The organism is Bacteroidota bacterium, from assembly GCA_016713925.1.
Classification (GTDB): Bacteria; Bacteroidota; Bacteroidia; order AKYH767-A; family OLB10; genus JAJTFW01.
Genome location: JADJOH010000007.1, coordinates 158,208 through 177,084, shown reverse-complemented (window position 1 = coordinate 177,084; position 18,877 = coordinate 158,208). Strand labels below are relative to the sequence as shown.

The following is an 18,877-nucleotide window of genomic DNA, read 5'->3' as shown; positions in this document are numbered from 1 at the left end:
TCCATACCCTCTTCCTTCAACCCATCAGAAACATGAACCCAACTGTACTGCTCATTGACTCCATGCACCCTGCATTTCAACAGGAGCTGGAAGCAGGCGGCGTAACCACTGTGGAAGGCTTTAGCTGGTCCAAAGAAAAGGTACTGGATGAAATCGGGAAGTATAACGGTATCGCTATACGAAGTCGCTTTCGCATTGACGAAAATTTTATTTCACATGCAACCCAGTTAAAGTGCATAGGTCGCGCCGGAGCCGGCATGGAAAATATTGATGTCAGAGCTGCAGCCAAAGCCGGCATACACTGCCTGAATGCACCGGAAGGTAATCGTGATGCGGTGGCCGAACATGCTCTGGGAATGTTGTTGATGGGTATGAACCATTTGCTAAGGGCAGATGCAGAGGTCAGGAAGGGTATTTGGAGAAGGGAAGAAAACAGAGGTACAGAGTTACGTGGAAAAACGATTGGAATCATTGGTTTCGGAAATATGGGTGCTGCTTTCGCACAACGGTTGCAGGGATTCGGAATGACCATTCTGGCGTATGATCCGTATATTAAAATAGATGCAGAACAATATCCCTTTGTAAAACAAAGCCCGGAAGAACAAATCTTTATCGAGAGTGATATCATCAGCTTACATGTTCCGCTGACCGATGAAACTAAATATTTGGTCAATGACTCATGGATTAAAAAATTCCGAAAGAATATCTACCTCATCAATACCGCACGCGGGAAGAATATTGACACGACTGCATTGGTGAAAGGGTTAAAATCGGGGAAGATTACAGGGGCAGCTTTAGATGTATTGGAATACGAAGCGCTCAGCTTCGAACATATTGACCCCAACCAATTGCCGGAAGCCTTTCACTATCTCATTCAATCAGAAAATGTGGTGCTCTCCCCGCATATTGCCGGATGGACACATGAATCAAATATAAAAATTGCACAAACACTTGCTTTTAAAATGCTGGAGGTGTTAAAGGCTTAAGTTCTTCGATTGTCTTCTCCGGACCCCGAACTTTTAAAAAAGTTTATTTTTTCTTCAACGGAAAGAGTGTCAGATATCCGGAACGATTCGATTCTATCAAAGGTCTGTTCATCTTTTGCCGTCTGAATTTCCCCGTATTGTACATCATGGCCTGATCGTAATAATAGCGGCTCATCACATTCCCCGACTGACCGGTAGGTAAGATGCTTCTTGAATTTTCGGGGTCAGCCATATCCATCACAATGCGCATTGCCGGACCGTATTTGACACGATAAACACCCTCACCGTTCAGATCAAATCCCATTTGATTGATCACTTCCGGTCCGCCTGCTACGGGATAAGGTCCAACATTAAAAAAGACATCAAAAGGCTTCTTCATACCAATGGGATGCTTATGCTCCAGCACATGCACCCGTCCCCAATCCCACATATCCTGATTGCTCCCCAGCTGCTCTTTCAATTCAGTGATAGTCTGATCAAAAGCTTTTTCCAGAATCATATTTCTCGATTCCACTACATCTCGGGAATTCACATCATTCCACCACACCGAAGAATCATTTTGAATAAAGGGGAGTACAGAATTTTTCATCACATGGGTGGATAAATACACTTTAAAATTTTCCTCACCCAATTCATCCTGCATGGAAAGACGGAGGATATGATACAGCAATTTATAATAGACTACCGGTGCGCGATTTCTCAGGAGGTGATTCCCATCCCAGGTGGAAAGCAAATTCGCTGCATTGGCGTGTGCAGGTGATTTCTGCTTTACATCTACCCTGATCGCCTCGAGAATAGCCCGAGCAATAACCGGAGTTACCGGAGAAAGGACATCATTACTTATTCGCTGCAAATCACTACTACTGTATTTCTCCTTCTCGTCAAACAATTCTTTTATTCTAATCGCCCTGTCTTCCGGAACATAATAACCGGGATAAAAGCCAACTCCACTCATCGAGTCCGGCTGATTATTGGCGCTGTATAAAAATCCCGAAGAAGGATTTTCCAATTGAGGGTTATCTTTAAAATCATAAAAGCCCGGTGGATCCAGTTTAAAATCACTCCCATCTATCAACACAACAGGATCAACTCCTTTTGCACGCTTCATCAGTTTCCCTGCAGCCCACCAGGCAATATTCCCTGCCTTATCGCCATACATGACATTTAAACCGGGAGATATTATCTGAGATACTGCATCTCTAAACTCATCGATATCATTCGCGTGATTGAGTTGGTAGGTCACCTGTAATAAGTTGTTTGAAAACTTCAGATGTGTCCAGTACATCGCCACAGCATCACCTGTTACCTGCTTCCATTCCGGCATCACTTCACTCACCACCGGTCCGTGACGGCTTTCCATCACCGTTAGTACCACCTCCTCTTCTCCTTTCACTTTGATCACCTTCTTCACTTCCGAGAATTTGTTCCATTTTCCATTCGCCCAGTAAAGTGTTGAATCTCCCGGTTTCACTCTTTCCTGATAAAAGTCGAGATCATCATTTTCCAACATGGTCAAACCCCATGTTTTTTCCTTTGTATGTCCGATGGCGGCAAAAGGTAATCCCGCGAGATAGTTACCATAGAAACTAAAGCCGGGATATTCCATATGTGCTTCATACCAAACTGCAGGTTGGCCAAAACCAATATGCGTATCATTACCGAATAATACTTTTCCACTTGCCGAGCGTGAAGGAGACAATAACCATCCATTGCTACCTGTAATAGGTGGAACCGGGATTTTATTTAACACTTCTGCCACTGCGCCCGGTGTGGTCATAAAAGATTTAACCTGAGCTGTTGCCTCCGGTTCAAAATAAGAAGAATCATCATGGACGGGCATCCTTTCTGTACCTGTTCTATAGGAAGTGAAGATATCCGCATAATATGTTTTCCCCAGATTCTTCCGGATAAAACTCATGAGGGGGTCTGTTCGGAAACCCATTGCGAAATTAAAAGCCATAAACTCCGACGAGAGGTATAAATCTTTTATTGTATACTCTTCTTTATCGATTCCCAGCATCACGAACTCGACGGGAGTAATTCCTTCTTTAATGAAGACATTGATTCCCTTGAGATAAGATTTTGCTGCCTTTTGATAGTTTTCTGTATCCCCTGTGAGGTAGATCTTACTGGCGGCTTCTGCATGTTCTGCCAACCCAAGTGTTTTAAAAAACGCATCCACTTTTATAAAATCCTTTCCTAAAATTTCAGCCAAACGACCGGAGGCTACTCTTCTGGTCATTTCCATTTGAAAAAGCCTGTCCTGAGCATGTATATAACCCAAGGCAAAATAAGCATCTTCCTCATTTGTGGCGTATATATGAGGAATACCGTAGAAATCGTAAATAACCTCTACGGTATTGTTTAGACCATCAAGCTCCATACTGCCATCGTAATGTGGCTTCTGAGAAGAAAGATAAATCAAAACGACTACAATACCTGTAAGGACAAATACAATTAGTAAATAAAGAAGTCGACGGATAATTTTCATTGATGTTACAAATTTAAGAAATACGGCGGATTGCGATGTCTCGTGCCATTAAAAAATAGAAATTACAGCAATAATGCACATTTCCGGACTCTGCAATGAAGTTAATAAAAACAAAGGGATGACTTCTAAGGTTCATCCCTTTGCCAATTCTTATAACATTATTTGCACCTTGCCTGATCTCCAATCTCGGCGACATTTTTTCCAGACTAAATCCTCTGAAGCAGCCTACTCTATCACCAACTTTTCATAACTATTACCCATAGCCGAAGCCGCTCCGACAGTATACACTCCGGCGCTAAAGGAGGATAAGTCCAGCTGATAAAGCAGGCCATCACCGGCCTTAACCAAATTCTGCGTGTAAACTAACTTTCCTTTAGCATCAAAAATATTCAGCGATACGTCTCCTCTGTATTTTCCGGCCATGCTGAAATAAGTAAAATTACCGGAAGGATTCGGAAACAAGCGGATTGCATCAAGAGATGCATTTTCAAAAACACCTTGCGGATTCGTGATGGTGAAATTAACATTAGAGATATCAAAGAAAACATTGGCAGCTCCTTTAACCATGACCCGTGCCTGAGTGGTTGAAACAGCGGGTACAGTCACTGTCGCTACTCCTGAATTAGGAACAGCGGTAGCCAATGTTATGGGATAAGTAAAGCCTCCGTCCAGGGAGAGAAAAATATCCACGTTAGGGCTATTGATCGGGGCTATATCAGTTCCTACAACATTCCAGGTAATATTTTCCTGAGTTCCTGCTACCCAAGTGATAGAAGTATTTGGAGATGTGACAAGGAAGGGAGCGCCTGTATTGATCACCTGCAGATTCACCAATACTTCTTCATAAGTTACCCCACCCCCGTTCACTCTCCCATCACGTGCAGTCAAACGAAATTTCATATTGCGGGCGTAAGTAGGAAGCAATTCACCGATGGAAGCGGAATTGGCAACTATAGCAGATAATTTCGGGAAATAACGCTTCGGATTTGTTGTGGGATTAAACGAACGAAACAATGGAGCATTTCCTGTCGGATTAGTTGGAGCACCGGCGTTTCCGATATCGTACTGTTCCCAGCAATAGGTGACTGTATCGCCATCCGGATCTGTAGCAGCGCCTTCCAAAACAAACGGTGTTTGATAAGGAATAACATGATCTGTACCTACAGAGTTAATGACAGGAGGAGTATTTCCTGTTGGTGTTGAAAGTGCACATGTAGCTCCCGTAGAAAGCGTAATATAATCAATGATCTCATCAAAATTAGCCGTATGAAAATAAGCATCACTGTTCGCCTGAATATTCTGAGGCAAACAAATTCCGGCATAGGCCATTATCGTTGTTCCGCTTCCGGGCTCGAATGCTGTAGCTGAATTCCCATTGCCTGTGCATGCACCGGTAGTTCCGTTAAAGGTATGGTTTCCTCCAAACTGATGTCCCATCTCGTGGGCTACATAATCAATGTCGAACGGATCTCCAATAGGTGCCATAGAGCCGGTTACACCTCTTGCTTTTTGTAAAGGGTTACAGATAACACCTAAACCGGCTATTCCTCCTCCACCGGTACTAAACACATGTCCTATATCATAGTTTGAATTGCCGATTCTTCCGGCAACCGTAGCCTGATTTTGTCCAAGCATTGTTCCGCCATTATTATTTGTGTAAGGATCGGTCTGAGAATTGAGGAAAATCAATGTGTCATTGTTAGGAACCAATACTAAACGCACCGCCAGTTCCTTCTCATAAACTCCGGTCACTCTATTCAGTGTGGTCACGATTGCAGAAAGAGCACCGGGAACAGTACCACCATGATAACCTGCATATTCACCGGTGCAGGCAATGGCTGCTTCGTACCTTCTTAATGTAGATCCTTCACTTCTTAACACAGTCAAACCTCCACCATTCTGCTGCACATCTCGCCGTATATTTTGGGCGGCAATTACATTCCCGGAATCTTCCGAATTAAAACCACAAACAGAACGCGAAGCTTTATTCACGGCAGCAGATTTAAAGTACACCTGATAAATTGATTTTGTTTGTTGATTGAAAGGGTCAATGTAAACATCTCCATCCGGCGAAAGGATCATCGCATGAAATCCCCAGCGGGTAATATCAAGATGAATAGTAGCTGAAGGGTTTTCAACTCCTTGTCCTGCCCAGGTATTTATTCCCGGATACTTTTGTTTTAATGCAGATGGAATTACTGGAGTCTCCACTATTCTGAAATGCGAGGTGTTTCCATCTGGCATTGGTATTTCGAGCAATAAGGGAGTACCTGGAGACCCTTCAAAAGGTGCAGACAACAGTAGCGTGGCTAAGGAATTCAGATCTACCTCCATCAATCGTGAAGTTGTGGTTTGGATAGCGGCTTTTCCCTGAAGTGCGATATTTTCTTTAGAGATATCCTTCCAGAAAAGCGGGGTTTTACCCATAAGAGGACAAGCAATCGTCAGGATCGCCAACAGGTTCAATAATTTTTTCATTGGAATTTTAGGGTGATTTTATTGAACAAATGTAAATAGAAACCAACCATCTCGAAAGCATAAAATCAAACAGCCCCCGATATCACTTCGGAGGCTGCTCATTATCAACGCCTTTAAGGTTTCATAAATCGATAGCTTTGTGCCGCGACAGAATTTCTTAGTTGAATGGTATATATACCGGAAGACAATCCGGAGAGATCCAGTTCAAGCATATTTAAGCCACTTTGAGATGTAATATTTCCTCGATCTTGCAATAGCCTTCCAGTCATATCAAAAATCAACATCTGCAGCGCTTCTCTTGAATCATAATTATATACCAAAATTGAATAAGGATCATGAAGCAAATTGAGGATTTCAAACTTCAACGACTTTCCAAAACGAACGGGGATATAGTCAGAAATGACATTCACAGAGCCATCTCTGTCCGTTTGTAATAAGCGGTAATAGTTGATTCCATCTGCAGGATCTTTGTCAAAAGTTTCATAGTTCAGCAGATTAGAACTATTTCCCGCAGAAGGCACAGTAGCGATGACCGTATGATCTTCAAAATTCAAGGTACGCTCAACTGTAAAGAAATCACTATTTTCTTCCGAGGCTGTGCTCCAATAAATTCTCACATCTGATTCAATTGCTTCCGCATCAAAGTGAAGCAAATCTACCGGCAGTGGATTATTATTAATGCTGATCGCCCAGGGATGTGAATTGCCTATTGGTCCGCCGGGTGTAGCAAACAATGGAGGGAATGCTTGCGCTGCCTGAGGAGGAAGGTTGGGCCAATCCCAGTTAATCACACGAACAGAATCAGATGGACCCGGGGCTTGCCCATAATTTTGCAAATAGGTGAGTGAAGTATAAGGGGTTGTTAAGCGAATCCACGCTCCATTCAGCAATTGCTGTCTCCAGGGTTGAGCGGAGCCTCTGCTGGCAGGAATAATTGTATTCATACCCACCACTCGCTCTGCAGGAGTAAACCGGAACACCAGATCGGTAAGTGGATTGGGCCCTGACTTCGATAACATCCAGAAACGATCAACAGTGGCAGCGGCATTATTGACGACAGCGGTAGTTGAATTGAGATGCGTCACACCGGGAGGAAGAGGCAGGTTAGCGGGTGCTTTATATGTTGAAATACTTACATCTCCAATATCTCCACCTTTTAACTGGAAACTAAACGGCACATATACCGGAGCAGCAATAGCTTCGCTTCCGAAGGGCACTACCCGGTAACCTTGCGTAGCGTCAATATTGTTCCAGTTCACCAATGCATTCGCATTTTCACTGATGATAAAACCATTTGTTCGCGTGATCGGTCCAACAGGTGTTAGCAAACCGCCTGTTGTAACTGCCGCACCATTATTGAGCGTGATGGAATTCAGATTCATCCTTAATTGACCCTGCGTCAGTGATAATGTATCATCCACCACCACATTTCTCAACATAGTGACTGTTTGTGCAGCGGCTGATTTATTTATTTTCAACTCATGAAAAGTAGTGACATTCGAGCCACCAAGATTCTGTAATAAGGCACCTGAAAAATTCACCAGACTATTGCCTGCCGTAAACAGGCCATTGTTGTTCCAATCGAGTCCATTGAAATTCATAATGGTCTTGCGATTTGACAATAACGGAGTATAACTAAAGTCGGTCGATCCGTTATTGTTGTAAAGACCGTTCAGCGTAATAACCGATGTATCCGCATATACCTGTGAAGTATTGTTCATATTTCCGGATATAGTCAGGTTAGCAAAGCTGGACCAGAATTTACTTCCGGCATTATTGTTCAAATCGCTGCCTACAAGTCCATTCATAAAATTCTGTGGTCTGCGGAATCTGAAACCGATATTGGGTCGCAAGGTGGATGGCACCTGACCGAAATTCGATAACAAACCGGGAGAGAGTGAGGTAAGTGCACACCCAGCGGTACCGATAGTTGTTGACCCTAACCAGATACATGATTTTCGGGGTGCAGTACTGGACAAATACATGAAATCATTTCCTCCGGGCGTACCTGCTGTCATGTCATAACAGATTTGCAGGAGCAAATTGCTCACTCCGTCCCAACGCATATTGGTGGCAGGAAGTTTTAATACTCCTGAACTGGCAGAGAAGGCGGTATAAACTCCATTGGTAGGAGTTCCAATAATCAATGCGGGATTAGAATACACGGTCGTCACTCCCAATAAAGGATCATTGGTGACAAATTGATCCTGAATTCCGGGGAGTTGCATATAGGAAATGCTGAAGTTCTGATACGCCGCCGTACTTCCTCTGGTATAAAACCGAAGATAGATGGAATCGATGATATCATTGGGTAACATTCCTGCTGCCTGCATTTCAGAAACGGTATAAATTACCTGCACAATATTATCAGGTGTTGATCCTCCTCTAAAAGCCTGAATAAGTGCTGAAGTGGTTGCTGAAGTACCGAATGTAATAGAATCTGATTTCGTGGAAACAATGGCAAATCTCCCGTTATTGTTAATGCTTTGCGCAATGTTCATGATTACTGTTGTATCCGTGAGCACCGTGATGGAATCAGTAGCTGCAATGGTAATATTTCTGGAACGCATCGTATCTCCAATACCTACCACGGGGAAGTAATACGAGGCAGCCGGACGCCCGGATGCAATCAATGAAATTTGTGAATCATCTGACAAAGTTGGTACACGTCCACACCAGTTGGTTGCGTCATTCCAATCGTCGGTAAAACCTAACCAGGTAGCGGGCTGGACGGTGATGGAGACCGGAGAAGCATTTGTGGTTATTCCACTGTTAGTACAAACCACTACGCATCTGAACCATTCGCTCGCAGTAATATTAAAGGAATAAGTCTTATTTGTGGCGCCAACAATATTTGTCCATGGACCCAGCGCAGATGGTCCGCTTTGCCATTGATAAGTTAATCCGCCAAATACCGTTCCTGCGAGCGGATTCAATGACAAATTGATCTGAGTTCCCGAACAGGCTGTAGTGGCAGAAGTAAACGTACTGAATGGCCCCGGTGTTCCCGCACAAGCAGGAGGAGTGAAGGGATTGATTGTAATCAGATAATCTTCCGTCTCTCCGGAACCAAAAGTAAGACAGGCACTTGTTGAAGTATTGATATTACCCACAAAGCGTGATCGTATACGCATACCCGTTAGACCCGTTCCAGAGGTACCGGGAATAGTTATGGGAACGGTAGCTGTACTTCCCGGCGGATTGTTTATCGCCAGCTGTTGCCATTCCGTTGGTTCATACACACCATTAAAATTATAATCTATCCACACTGAAATGATAGCACTTATAATTCCACTCGTCGTCACACTAAGATTGTATGTTTGATTTTGTGTCACGGTAGTTGTTGTAGCCCCCACAGCAGGATAAACATTATACGCTAAAGTCGTATTACTTGTACATCCGGTCGAATTGTTCAAAGTATTAAAAGTCACATTCGAGGTCCACATATTATTGCAATTGGGAATATGGACGGGCACACAATAGCAGTGCGTAGCAGTATTAAGAATTACCTGAACCGGAGTGGTGAATAAAGTAGTTGCTCCGCAGGTAATTTGACATCGGTACCAGGTAGTTGCTGCTTGTGTGGTGGAAAAAGGATAGGTAGTTGCTCCGGCAATATTTGTCCATGGACCACCAGCAGCAGGTCCGCTCTGCCATTGCCATGTCATTCCTGAACCTAAGGTTACTGTATTGTTAATTCCTAATGTAAATGCTTGCAAAGGACAAACATTGGGCAAAGAGGTAGTCGCAATACCCGCGTTAGTTAGGCCGCAGGGAACACCGGGAACAATGTTAATATTATAATCTTCTGTCTCTCCCCAGGTATAAGTACCACAAGGCAGGTTGGTGTTATTTCCTCCCTCGCGAAGCACAATGCGCATCCTTGTCACTCCTGTCAATGACGAAAAAGGAATGGTAATATTACCGGTAACAAAGGTGGTAACAGGAGTTGCACTGGTAGGGCCTGTTGGTCCGCCACTGAACACTCTTTCCGTAACCGGATTAAATACCCCATCCTGATTGTAATCGATAAACACATTAAAATAAGCAGCGAAGAAAAAATTGCCGGATGTAATCTGTCGCAAGGTTATAGGATAAGTTAAACCCTGAGTATAATTCTGAACAGGAACGGTAGATGTAAAATTGGTGTAGATGTTGAAAGATGTTGGGTTATTCGTAGTCGTTCCCGGGGCAGCGGGGTTGGTCATCGCACCAAAAACCACCTGACCAATATCGGTGTCAACGCTGGAGGTCGCATTTGAATTACAGTAACAACCGGTTGGTAAATTCATACTCACTTGTGCGACCGTAGAGGTCACAATGGGTCCCATATTGCATCGAATCTGGCATTGATACCACGTGGTAGCAATCTGTCCCGGACTGGCATAAATAGCCTGAGTGGCACCAACAATTGGAGTAAATGGTCCGGCTGCACTGACTGTAGAAGACAACCATTGAAAAGTATAACCGCTATTGTAAGGAGGATAAAGTCCGCTAAGACTTACCGTGTAGGGTGTACTCGCACAAACGGAAGGAGCAGAAGGAACAGCAGTGACGCCACCGGGGACGCCGGCACATGGTGTAGCAACATTGTAATACAACTGCACATCGGGTCTGGTATTCGCAACAAATCCGTTTCCGGCAGGCGGAGTATTGTCTGCTCCCCAGTACTGAAAATAATTTCCGGCTGTTGTTGATCGCGTGAAAATTTTGCCATTAAAAGCTTCTCCACCACCTCCCCCAAAATTAGTTTCAACAATAACTTCAAGATGAGTCCCTCCTCCATTGAAATAAAAGGGACTGGTAAGAAAAATGGTCACCCAGGTATTCGGTAAAAAAGTAGCAGAACTGACAGTGCCATTGAAACACAAAGTTGCGGGAGCAGAAGCAGCAGCGTAGGTGGAAGGCGTTAACCCTGCAGGACCGGCAACTTCTTTCAACAATACTCTTACCGGGGTATTTGGTGTAGGACTATTGAAACTGGTTAAGAAAAAAGCAACTCTCGAAATAATTATACCATTTGGCACTCCGGCGGCCGTGAGTTCGGGGGCTGTAAGTTGAATCTGCCCCCTGTCATATCCCCAAAATGTTCCTAAGGGGCGATAATTAAATGCCGCTCCGGGTGCTGGTCCGGCTCCCCCTCCCGGCACGTTAACATTGATCTGCGCGAAAGAGGCAGTGTTGCATAGTAGTGCAAGCACTAAAACCAAGACGACTCTTAGTTTTTCGGTGATCGGTAGAAAATGAGGTTTCATGTTGTGGGAGTTTTGGTGAGGATAAAGTTAAAAATTTTTATGAATAAATAAGATTTTTTTACCAACATATTGATAAGGTTCGAATGGGTTTATCTACCTTTGGCCCTACACTGGGGTGCCCCGAAGGGCTGAGATTACACCCATACCACCTGATCCGGATCATACCGGCGTAGGAAGTGTATAGATGTTGCTTTTTACGGTCACCCCTTTTATCCTCTTCATCCATGAAAAAATTTACCTTTATTTCGGTGCTCTTTATCTGTCTGGCAACACAATTCTCCTTTGCACAATTCCGAATAACAGGCATTGTGAAAGATGAGAAGAGTATACCGGTTTCCGGAGTAGTGATTACATTAGAAACAACTCAGCTACAAGTCATTTCAGATATCGACGGGATGTTCATCATTAACAAGTTGCGTCCGGGAAACTATACACTCTCGCTGCGCGCTATGGGATATGAATCCAAAATAGAACAAGTCGAGATCTCCGGTGATAAAGAAATTACCGTCATGCTCACCGGAAAACCGCTTTTGACCGATGAAGTCACTGTAAGTACCACGAGAACAGGGAATAATGCAGGAATGGCGGTGAGCTTGTACAGTAAAGAAGAAATTGAAAAATTGAATACAGGGCAGGATTTGCCCTATTTGTTGCAGATGTTACCCGCTGTAGTCGCCACATCCGATGCAGGAAACGGCATTGGTTATACCGGAATCCGGATCAGAGGGAGTGATGCAAGCCGGGTGAATGTTACTATTAACGGAATTCCTGTAAATGATGCGGAATCGCAATTGGTGTATTGGGTCAATATGCCGGATTTTTCCAGTTCAGCCGAAAATATTGAAGTGACCAGAGGAGCCGGAGTCAGTACCAACGGGGCCGGCGCCTTTGGTGGAACGATTAATATTCAAACGGCTCACGTAAGTGATTCAGCATATTTACAAACTAGTCATGCCGGCGGAACCTTTAACACTTTCAAAAACAATCTCTCGTTTGGTACAGGTTTATTGCGGAATAATTTATCACTGGAAGGGAGACTTTCTTCCATTAAGTCGGATGGATTTATTGACAGAGGAAGTTCCGACTTGCAATCACTTTATCTCAGCACGGCCTGGAAAAATGCGAACACTATCGTTCGCTTCAATCTGTTTACCGGAAAGGAAGTTACCTATCAAAGCTGGTATGGAGTCCCGGAAAGTAGAATTAAGGGAGATGAATCCGCCATGCAGGAGTATATTATCCGCAATGGTTTGAATGAAGAAGAAAGTGAAAACCTCCTCAACAGCGGAAGAACTTATAATTACTACACTTACGATGACCAAACCGATAACTACCGGCAGGATCATTACCAACTCTTGTTCAGCCATAGTTTTAAATCCAACTGGCTGCTGAATATTGCACTCCATGCTACAAAAGGGAGCGGGTATTATGAAGAATTTAAAAGTAATCAGTCACTTGCAGATTATGCTATCGCAGATGTGGTACTGAATGACACCATCATCACCTCCACAGACCTGATCCGCAGGCGATGGCTGGATAATATTTTTTACGGCACAACCTGGACCTTAAAAGGAAATATCATCGACAACTTTACGCTTACTTTCGGTGGAGGGGTGAACAGATACGACGGGGATCATTTCGGCGAGGTGATATGGGCGGAATATGCCGGAAATTCGGATATCCGTCAGCGTTATTATGAAAACAATGCGGTTAAAGATGATCTGAATGCTTATTTGAGAGGAGAATGGGAAATCTCCCGTCAACTGCATCTCTTCGGAGACATGCAGCTTCGAAGGGTGGATTATCGTTTTACAGGACCCAATGAAGATGGTCTTCCCGCACCGCAAGAAGCCGGTCTTCAGTTCTTCAATCCGAAAATGGGTGTTACCTATCGTCCACAGATGAACATGACGATATACGGATCAGTCAGTATTGCGAACAAGGAACCGAACAGAAACGACTATACCGAATCGAGTGCCCTTTCAAGACCGAAACATGAAAGCATGATCGACTATGAAGCAGGATTAAAATATGCTTCAAAACGATTTAATTCAGGAATCAATTTCTATTACATGGATTACTACGACCAACTGGTATTGACCGGAAAAGTAAATGATGTGGGCAGCTATACCCGTACCAATATCAACCGCAGCTACCGCGCCGGCATGGAACTGGAATTAGCGGTACAACTGTTAAAAAAAATGATCCTGCAGGGGAATGTCACTCTCAGTGATAACAGAATTAAAAATTACGTGGAATACACCGATAGTTATGATGTAGATTTCAACTATACCGGTCAGCAGGCAGAAGTATTTAAAAATACAAGCATTGCATTTTCTCCGGAAATCATTTCCAATATCCAATTGCAATATCAACCTTTCCGCAATACAGAAGCTTCCTTCATCCTACGTCACATTTCAAAACAATATCTTGACAATACCGAAAATGAAGCAAGCATTCTTCCTGCATATACCGTAGGTGATATTCGCTTCAGTTATTCGCCGACATTCCAATTCTGTAAAAAAATCAGATTTGATTTGCTGTTGAACAATGTCTTCAGCACGCTCTATGAATCGAATGGCTATACATTTGGTTATCTTTATGACAACACCCGCATCCGGGAAAATTTCTATTATCCGCAGGCCGATTTTAACTTTATGGGACAAGTGACGCTTCGTTTTTAAAAGGGTTGTATGGGACAAAACTTCTACTACAAAAGCCCTGTAGGGGCGGTATCTCTGTAACCGACAAACTCCCCTCCCCTTACAACCGCCGGCGCCCGACCTAAGGTCGGGCGCCGGCATAGGTGGGAGAAGATGATATCCTTTCTTACCGAGATACCGCCCCTACAGGGCTTTTACGACGAAGAACTCAGGATATATCTAAAAGTTTGACTTATCACCCTTGCGACTACACACTCCTCATCCGGAAATCATGGCCAGGAGATCATCGAGGGCATGTCCCGACCAAATTATTTTTCGATAATAAATAATCTTGATTTTAAAAAAGAATATTAAACTTAAACGCTGCGTTCGCGGCGGGTTCGCGGCGGTCGCTGCGTTTAAACAGAAGATTTATTTGCAGAAATTTTTACTGCTCTGAATATTGTTAAAAAACTCTAATTTATACTCTATCTGCATCGAGTGTTGTTAAAGCTGAAAATCATTTTCTTAATCGGCTGAATGTATTTAACCTAAACTTTAACATGTGAATACAGGTACATGTCAGGAAAAGAATTAGTGGAAGGTAAATTCATTGCAAAAGTGTACTTTCAAGAATTCCTCATCCGGAAATCATGGCCAGGAGATCATTGAGGGTATGGGCACGATGAATGGGTTCGTAGGGCAGCCATTTAATAATACGAGGTGACTGTAAAATCAGTCCCGACTTATGTCGTTTACTTTGCTGCACTTTTTCAAAACCAATTTCGAAAACCAAATCCGGAACAATACTTCGTACCGGACCAAATTTTTCCACCACATTCCCCTTCACATAGTCGTTGATCTTTTGCATCTCTCCCGGTGAAAGTGTTTCCGGCCTGACTTTAGCAACGGGAATCAACAGCTCTTGCTTCCAAACAGCGAATGTAAATTCTACAGCAAATCCGCCTGTACCCGGGTTACCGGATTGCACATAAATCAAGACCCCAATGATCGAAAGCGGATCCGATTTCGGACTCCATAGATAAGTTGGTTCTCCTTCCTGATGATATCGACCTGTTAATTTTCGAATCAAAAATGAAGAACAGGAAGTAGAAAAAACAGAACCGGTACTTTGAACGTTCTCCTCCTGAAAATTCAAAATTACCGGATGAGATAAATGAAGGAGTACATGGTTTAATGTTTGAACAAACCACGTTAATTTCTCCAAACGTTGACACAAGGGTTGGGGAGAAATATCCTGCCCCTCCCATTCGAGCAGATCATCTGCATAAAAAACTACGGGCACTTCAGTCATCAGGATCTTGCTTGCTTTCCTTGCCTTCAATCTTTTTTCGAGAAACTGTATCGGAAGAAATTTATCGGCTTTAAATGCAATCAACAAACCCGTCATGACAAAACTATTCTTACTCTCACTAAAAACTTGTTTTATCTCCGGAAATAAAGGAGTGATTAAATCACCGGTTGAACTCCAGATAAAAACTTCGCCATCTCTTTTATTAGTTGAACGCGCACTCCTTCGGGTTGTATATCCACTCTCCATAAATCCTCATTTCCCAATTCAACTAAAGGTGCTTGATATATCGTGAGTGTCGTCCAGGGAAAAGGTTTCGCCAATAACTCCTTCTCCACCGCCTTGAAAACAAGTTCTTGAAATGTGATTTGATCCGGAGACCAGTTGCGTTGCAAACGAAGTCGAAGTTTCCATTCGTCAATACCGGTGAGATGGAATAGCGCTGAACATAAAATTCCTTCAGGAATGGTAGATCGAAAGGCGCCGGTTAATAATTTATTGAGCACATAGCGTTCATAGGTCTCCATTGAATTCCATAAACTGAAAAGTAATTCTTTTCTTGTCGCTGCATCTCCTGCTTTCATCGACCGCCAAACCTCCATGACCTCCGACAAAGAAATCGATTTCAAACTTGAAGGTGCAGGAAGAATCAAGGCGATGGTTTCGGAGACATCCCCTGTGAACCCTAAACATTCATCAAAGAGCCAGGAGGGCAATCCGGCCATCTCCATGGCATATTCCTTCAAACTTGCAGGAGAGAAAACCGAAGCGGGCCTCTTTCCCGAAAAAATGGCCAACATCCAAATGATATCTGCATCACTCGCGGAAGATAAATACTGCGCAATACCATCTGCCTTTTGAGCAGACGATTTAGATAGCTCGAGAGCACGACATACTGCTGCAAACGTTTTCATGAATGCGGCATTTTTAGTTCAACACTATCTCCTTCATACAATGTTTTCAATTCATCTGCATCTATTCCTTGCTCCCGCAACCAGCGCACATAGGCCGAAGTATAACCATGCGTAACGTACACCTTTTGGGCACCTGTAGCTTTTACCGCTTTGTTGAGTCCATTCCAGTCGGCATGATCACTCAATGTAAACCCACGATCTGCCGAACCCCATTTACTCTTGCCACGCAAATTTGTCCAGCCGGAAGCAAAAGCCATGGAGTACGGTTTGAATTTTTCCAACCATTCACCGGAAGAAGCAGCCGAAACAATGAGCATCGCATTTCTTAACTGCGCAGGAGGGATATTATTTTTAAAAGGTAATGTTTGTGGAAGCGAAGGAGAAAATCCGCGAATGATTTCATTCATCTCCTCTATCACCGGATGAACAATGACAGGACCGATCTGCTGATCGAGGTGTTGCAAAATGCGTTGCGCCTTTCCCAAACTATAGGCCATCATCACCGACACCACTCCATCCGCTGCATTCCCTGCCCACCAGGCATTGATTTCATTAAAAACTTCAAGAGCGGAACCGGGCACATGTCCGGCGGGATGGAAAGAAATTTTTACACCATTGCAACTAAATGTTTTTCCATACGCATAGCCCTGAGCATTAATTTTTCCGAGGCGTGCTGCGAGAATGGGCACCGAATGTTCATGGGCCATATAAAGTCCGTTGCCACCGCGGGCATGATCTGAATGCGCATGGGTAATGAGTGCATTGGGAACAGCCTGCCAGGGATCGATATAAACATCAGCAAGCGCACAATACAAACCTTTTTTAGCAAGTTCTATTAATGGCATCGTTAAATTTCCCTCTGAAATTACGAAGAAAAATTAACCTTATACCCGGAGAAATTCTCCTGCCTTCCACAAAAAAACAATTGAATTTACAATTAATAGAAAATCAGCCTGATGCTGTAAATTAACGAGTGTCTTAGGGTGTCCCACGGGTGATAAGTCATCCCTAAGCCTGAGTTGTTCAATGTAAAAGCCCTGTAGGGGCGGTATCTCTGTAAGAAAGGAGATCACCTTCTCCCACCAGTATCCCTTAGCTGAGAGCCCGAAGTCGCGAGGCTCCAACTCCCCTGGAGAATAACGCTCGCGATAAGGAGCGGCACCTCCCCACCGGCAGCTGGAAGCCGGTAGCCGGAAGCTGGCAGCCGGAAGCCGCTAGATTACTCTTCCCCACCCATCACTACCAACTTTGTTGCTGTCCTATATCCACCACTTATAAGTACAAAGGTATACAATCCTCCCGGCAAGTACGACACATCCAAATGCTGCAAGCTTGACCATGGTGGTAAATTTTGACGATACATAAGTTGCCCGGTAATGGAATTAATGCTTAACTCACCGGGTTGATTTTGTGGTAACAGATAAACCAATTTCACAAAACCATTTTGAGTGGGATTTGGTGAAAGGCCCATACGGAAATCATGGGACCGTTCTGCAATTCCTACACTCAGGCTATCACAAACACTACCCACCACCGGACCAAGGTTGTAATTGGGGTGGTTGGGGACTGCGCGTAAATGAAGGTAGCTTCCCAAATCAATCGCATGTTGCTGTACATCGCAAGCGAAGCCTGCACTATCCGGGTAGTTCATTTCATGAAGATGCTGTACTGAGCTACCGCTTGTGATATATATTTTTCCATTAGCGGCCAAATACATGTTCCAAAAGGAAGTAGCACAACAAGTTGGTCCAGGGGAGATGTATCCGTCGTAGTTGGCAACTGTGTCTATTGAAAGGCTGTCGGTGTTTATTTGAAAGACCATTGAACTGGAACAGGCATACAGATTTTTTCCAGATGCACTAAAGGCAGTACCCCATAAATAACTGCCACTGGTGAGTTGAATAGAAGTGTCATTAGTAATTAATCCTGTACACCTGTCAAAGTTAGCCGTTACCATAAAGCTGTTATTGTTAACTGAATCATTGGCAGTGTATGCAAAACGATCTCCATTAGAGTTAAAAGAAATTTGTGAACCATTAAACCATGAATAATGTGCATTGGGTAATGTTTGAGCTGAAGTTGTGACCCCATAAGGAGTGATCAATAGTTTATATATTTTTGATGACGCTTGCTCTACCATTACAACCCACCAGTCACGTCCATTTGCATGTTTTACACAGCCAACACCCCAATTCAAAGTATCTTCCAGAATAATTTCATTTTTATTAGTAACGCCACCTAAGCCATTATCCAATTGAATATCAATAGTTGATTTATACAACTGGAATGCCGGATAACCTGCTCCGTATTGCTCTTGAGAGTGATGAATTAGCATATATTTATTGGTATCTTCAGGGTGAGGTAAAAAAACCGCATTATATGACATTGGTAACCCAAATGGCCATGATGATGCTCCGGGACCAGGATTCAATCCACTTCCATTCATCATGGTATCGTTACTAGCATTGGCGATCCAGATACCATTACTACTCATTAAAAAATTTCCTTGTGCATCACAGATAGTTGCCTCAGTTCCCTTAAAAGACATCTTTCGCATCTCAGGAGCATGAACATAACTTAATGAATCAAATACAATCCTTCCATTAGGAAAACCCGCAAAAGGATTATTACCTGTGAGCCAAACATGGTCATAAAATCCCTGCGCAGTTGCAAGAACCGGAGAAAAAGCCATCAGCAATATAACCACCAGCTTTCTCATTAAGCGATTATTGATTTTACAATGCCCTGTTTTACACCCTGCATCTTTGAACAATTTTTCTTAATCCATAAAGTTAAGAC

General features: G+C 43.4%; 9 protein-coding genes and 1 riboswitch. Of the genes, 2 read left to right on the top strand and 7 right to left on the bottom strand.

Annotation, left to right across the window (positions count from 1 at the left end):
* Window positions 1–32 precede the first annotated feature (32 nt).
* Complete coding sequence (locus tag IPJ86_08825) at window positions 33–986, top strand: hydroxyacid dehydrogenase (protein ID MBK7887391.1); 954 nt, start codon at window positions 33–35, stop codon at window positions 984–986.
* Between the two features lie 43 nt (window positions 987–1,029).
* Here the strand turns inward: IPJ86_08825 and IPJ86_08820 are convergent, their stop codons facing one another.
* From IPJ86_08820 to IPJ86_08810, 3 genes are all read right to left on the bottom strand, one after another.
* Window positions 1,030–3,477, bottom strand: a complete 2,448-nt coding sequence (locus tag IPJ86_08820; protein MBK7887390.1) for a penicillin acylase family protein — start codon at window positions 3,475–3,477, stop codon at window positions 1,030–1,032.
* A gap of 225 nt (window positions 3,478–3,702) precedes the next feature.
* Window positions 3,703–5,955, bottom strand: a complete 2,253-nt coding sequence (locus IPJ86_08815; GenBank protein ID MBK7887389.1) for a T9SS type A sorting domain-containing protein — start codon at window positions 5,953–5,955, stop codon at window positions 3,703–3,705.
* Between the two features lie 113 nt (window positions 5,956–6,068).
* Window positions 6,069–11,210 carry a T9SS type A sorting domain-containing protein gene (locus IPJ86_08810; protein MBK7887388.1) on the bottom strand — a complete coding sequence of 1,714 codons (5,142 nt, stop codon included), beginning with the start codon at window positions 11,208–11,210 and terminating at the stop codon, window positions 6,069–6,071.
* Window positions 11,211–11,311: 101 nt separating this feature from the next.
* Window positions 11,312–11,403, top strand: a riboswitch (TPP riboswitch).
* 31 nt (window positions 11,404–11,434) lie between these two features.
* On the opposite strand from IPJ86_08810, the gene IPJ86_08805 reads away from it, so the two are divergent.
* Window positions 11,435–13,894, top strand: a complete 2,460-nt coding sequence (locus IPJ86_08805; protein ID MBK7887387.1) for a TonB-dependent receptor — start codon at window positions 11,435–11,437, stop codon at window positions 13,892–13,894.
* Between the two features lie 598 nt (window positions 13,895–14,492).
* Here IPJ86_08805 and IPJ86_08800 read toward each other — a convergent pair.
* The 4 genes from IPJ86_08800 to IPJ86_08785 form a co-directional block, all read right to left on the bottom strand.
* On the bottom strand, window positions 14,493–15,413 hold the full coding sequence (locus tag IPJ86_08800) for a hypothetical protein (protein MBK7887386.1): 921 nt from the start codon (window positions 15,411–15,413) through the stop codon (window positions 14,493–14,495).
* Entirely contained in the window at window positions 15,323–16,078 is a 756-nt protein-coding gene (locus IPJ86_08795) for a hypothetical protein (GenBank protein ID MBK7887385.1), read from the bottom strand. The genes IPJ86_08800 and IPJ86_08795 overlap by 91 nt, the downstream gene beginning before the upstream one ends.
* Window positions 16,075–16,923 (bottom strand): DNA ligase-associated DEXH box helicase, encoded by an 849-nt coding sequence (locus tag IPJ86_08790; protein MBK7887384.1) that lies wholly within the window; start codon window positions 16,921–16,923, stop codon window positions 16,075–16,077. The genes IPJ86_08795 and IPJ86_08790 overlap by 4 nt, the downstream gene beginning before the upstream one ends.
* 374 nt (window positions 16,924–17,297) lie before the next feature.
* The gene (locus tag IPJ86_08785; GenBank protein ID MBK7887383.1) at window positions 17,298–18,797 is read right to left on the bottom strand and encodes a T9SS type A sorting domain-containing protein; all 1,500 of its coding nucleotides are present in this window, start codon (window positions 18,795–18,797) and stop codon (window positions 17,298–17,300) included.
* Window positions 18,798–18,877: the final 80 nt, after the last annotated feature.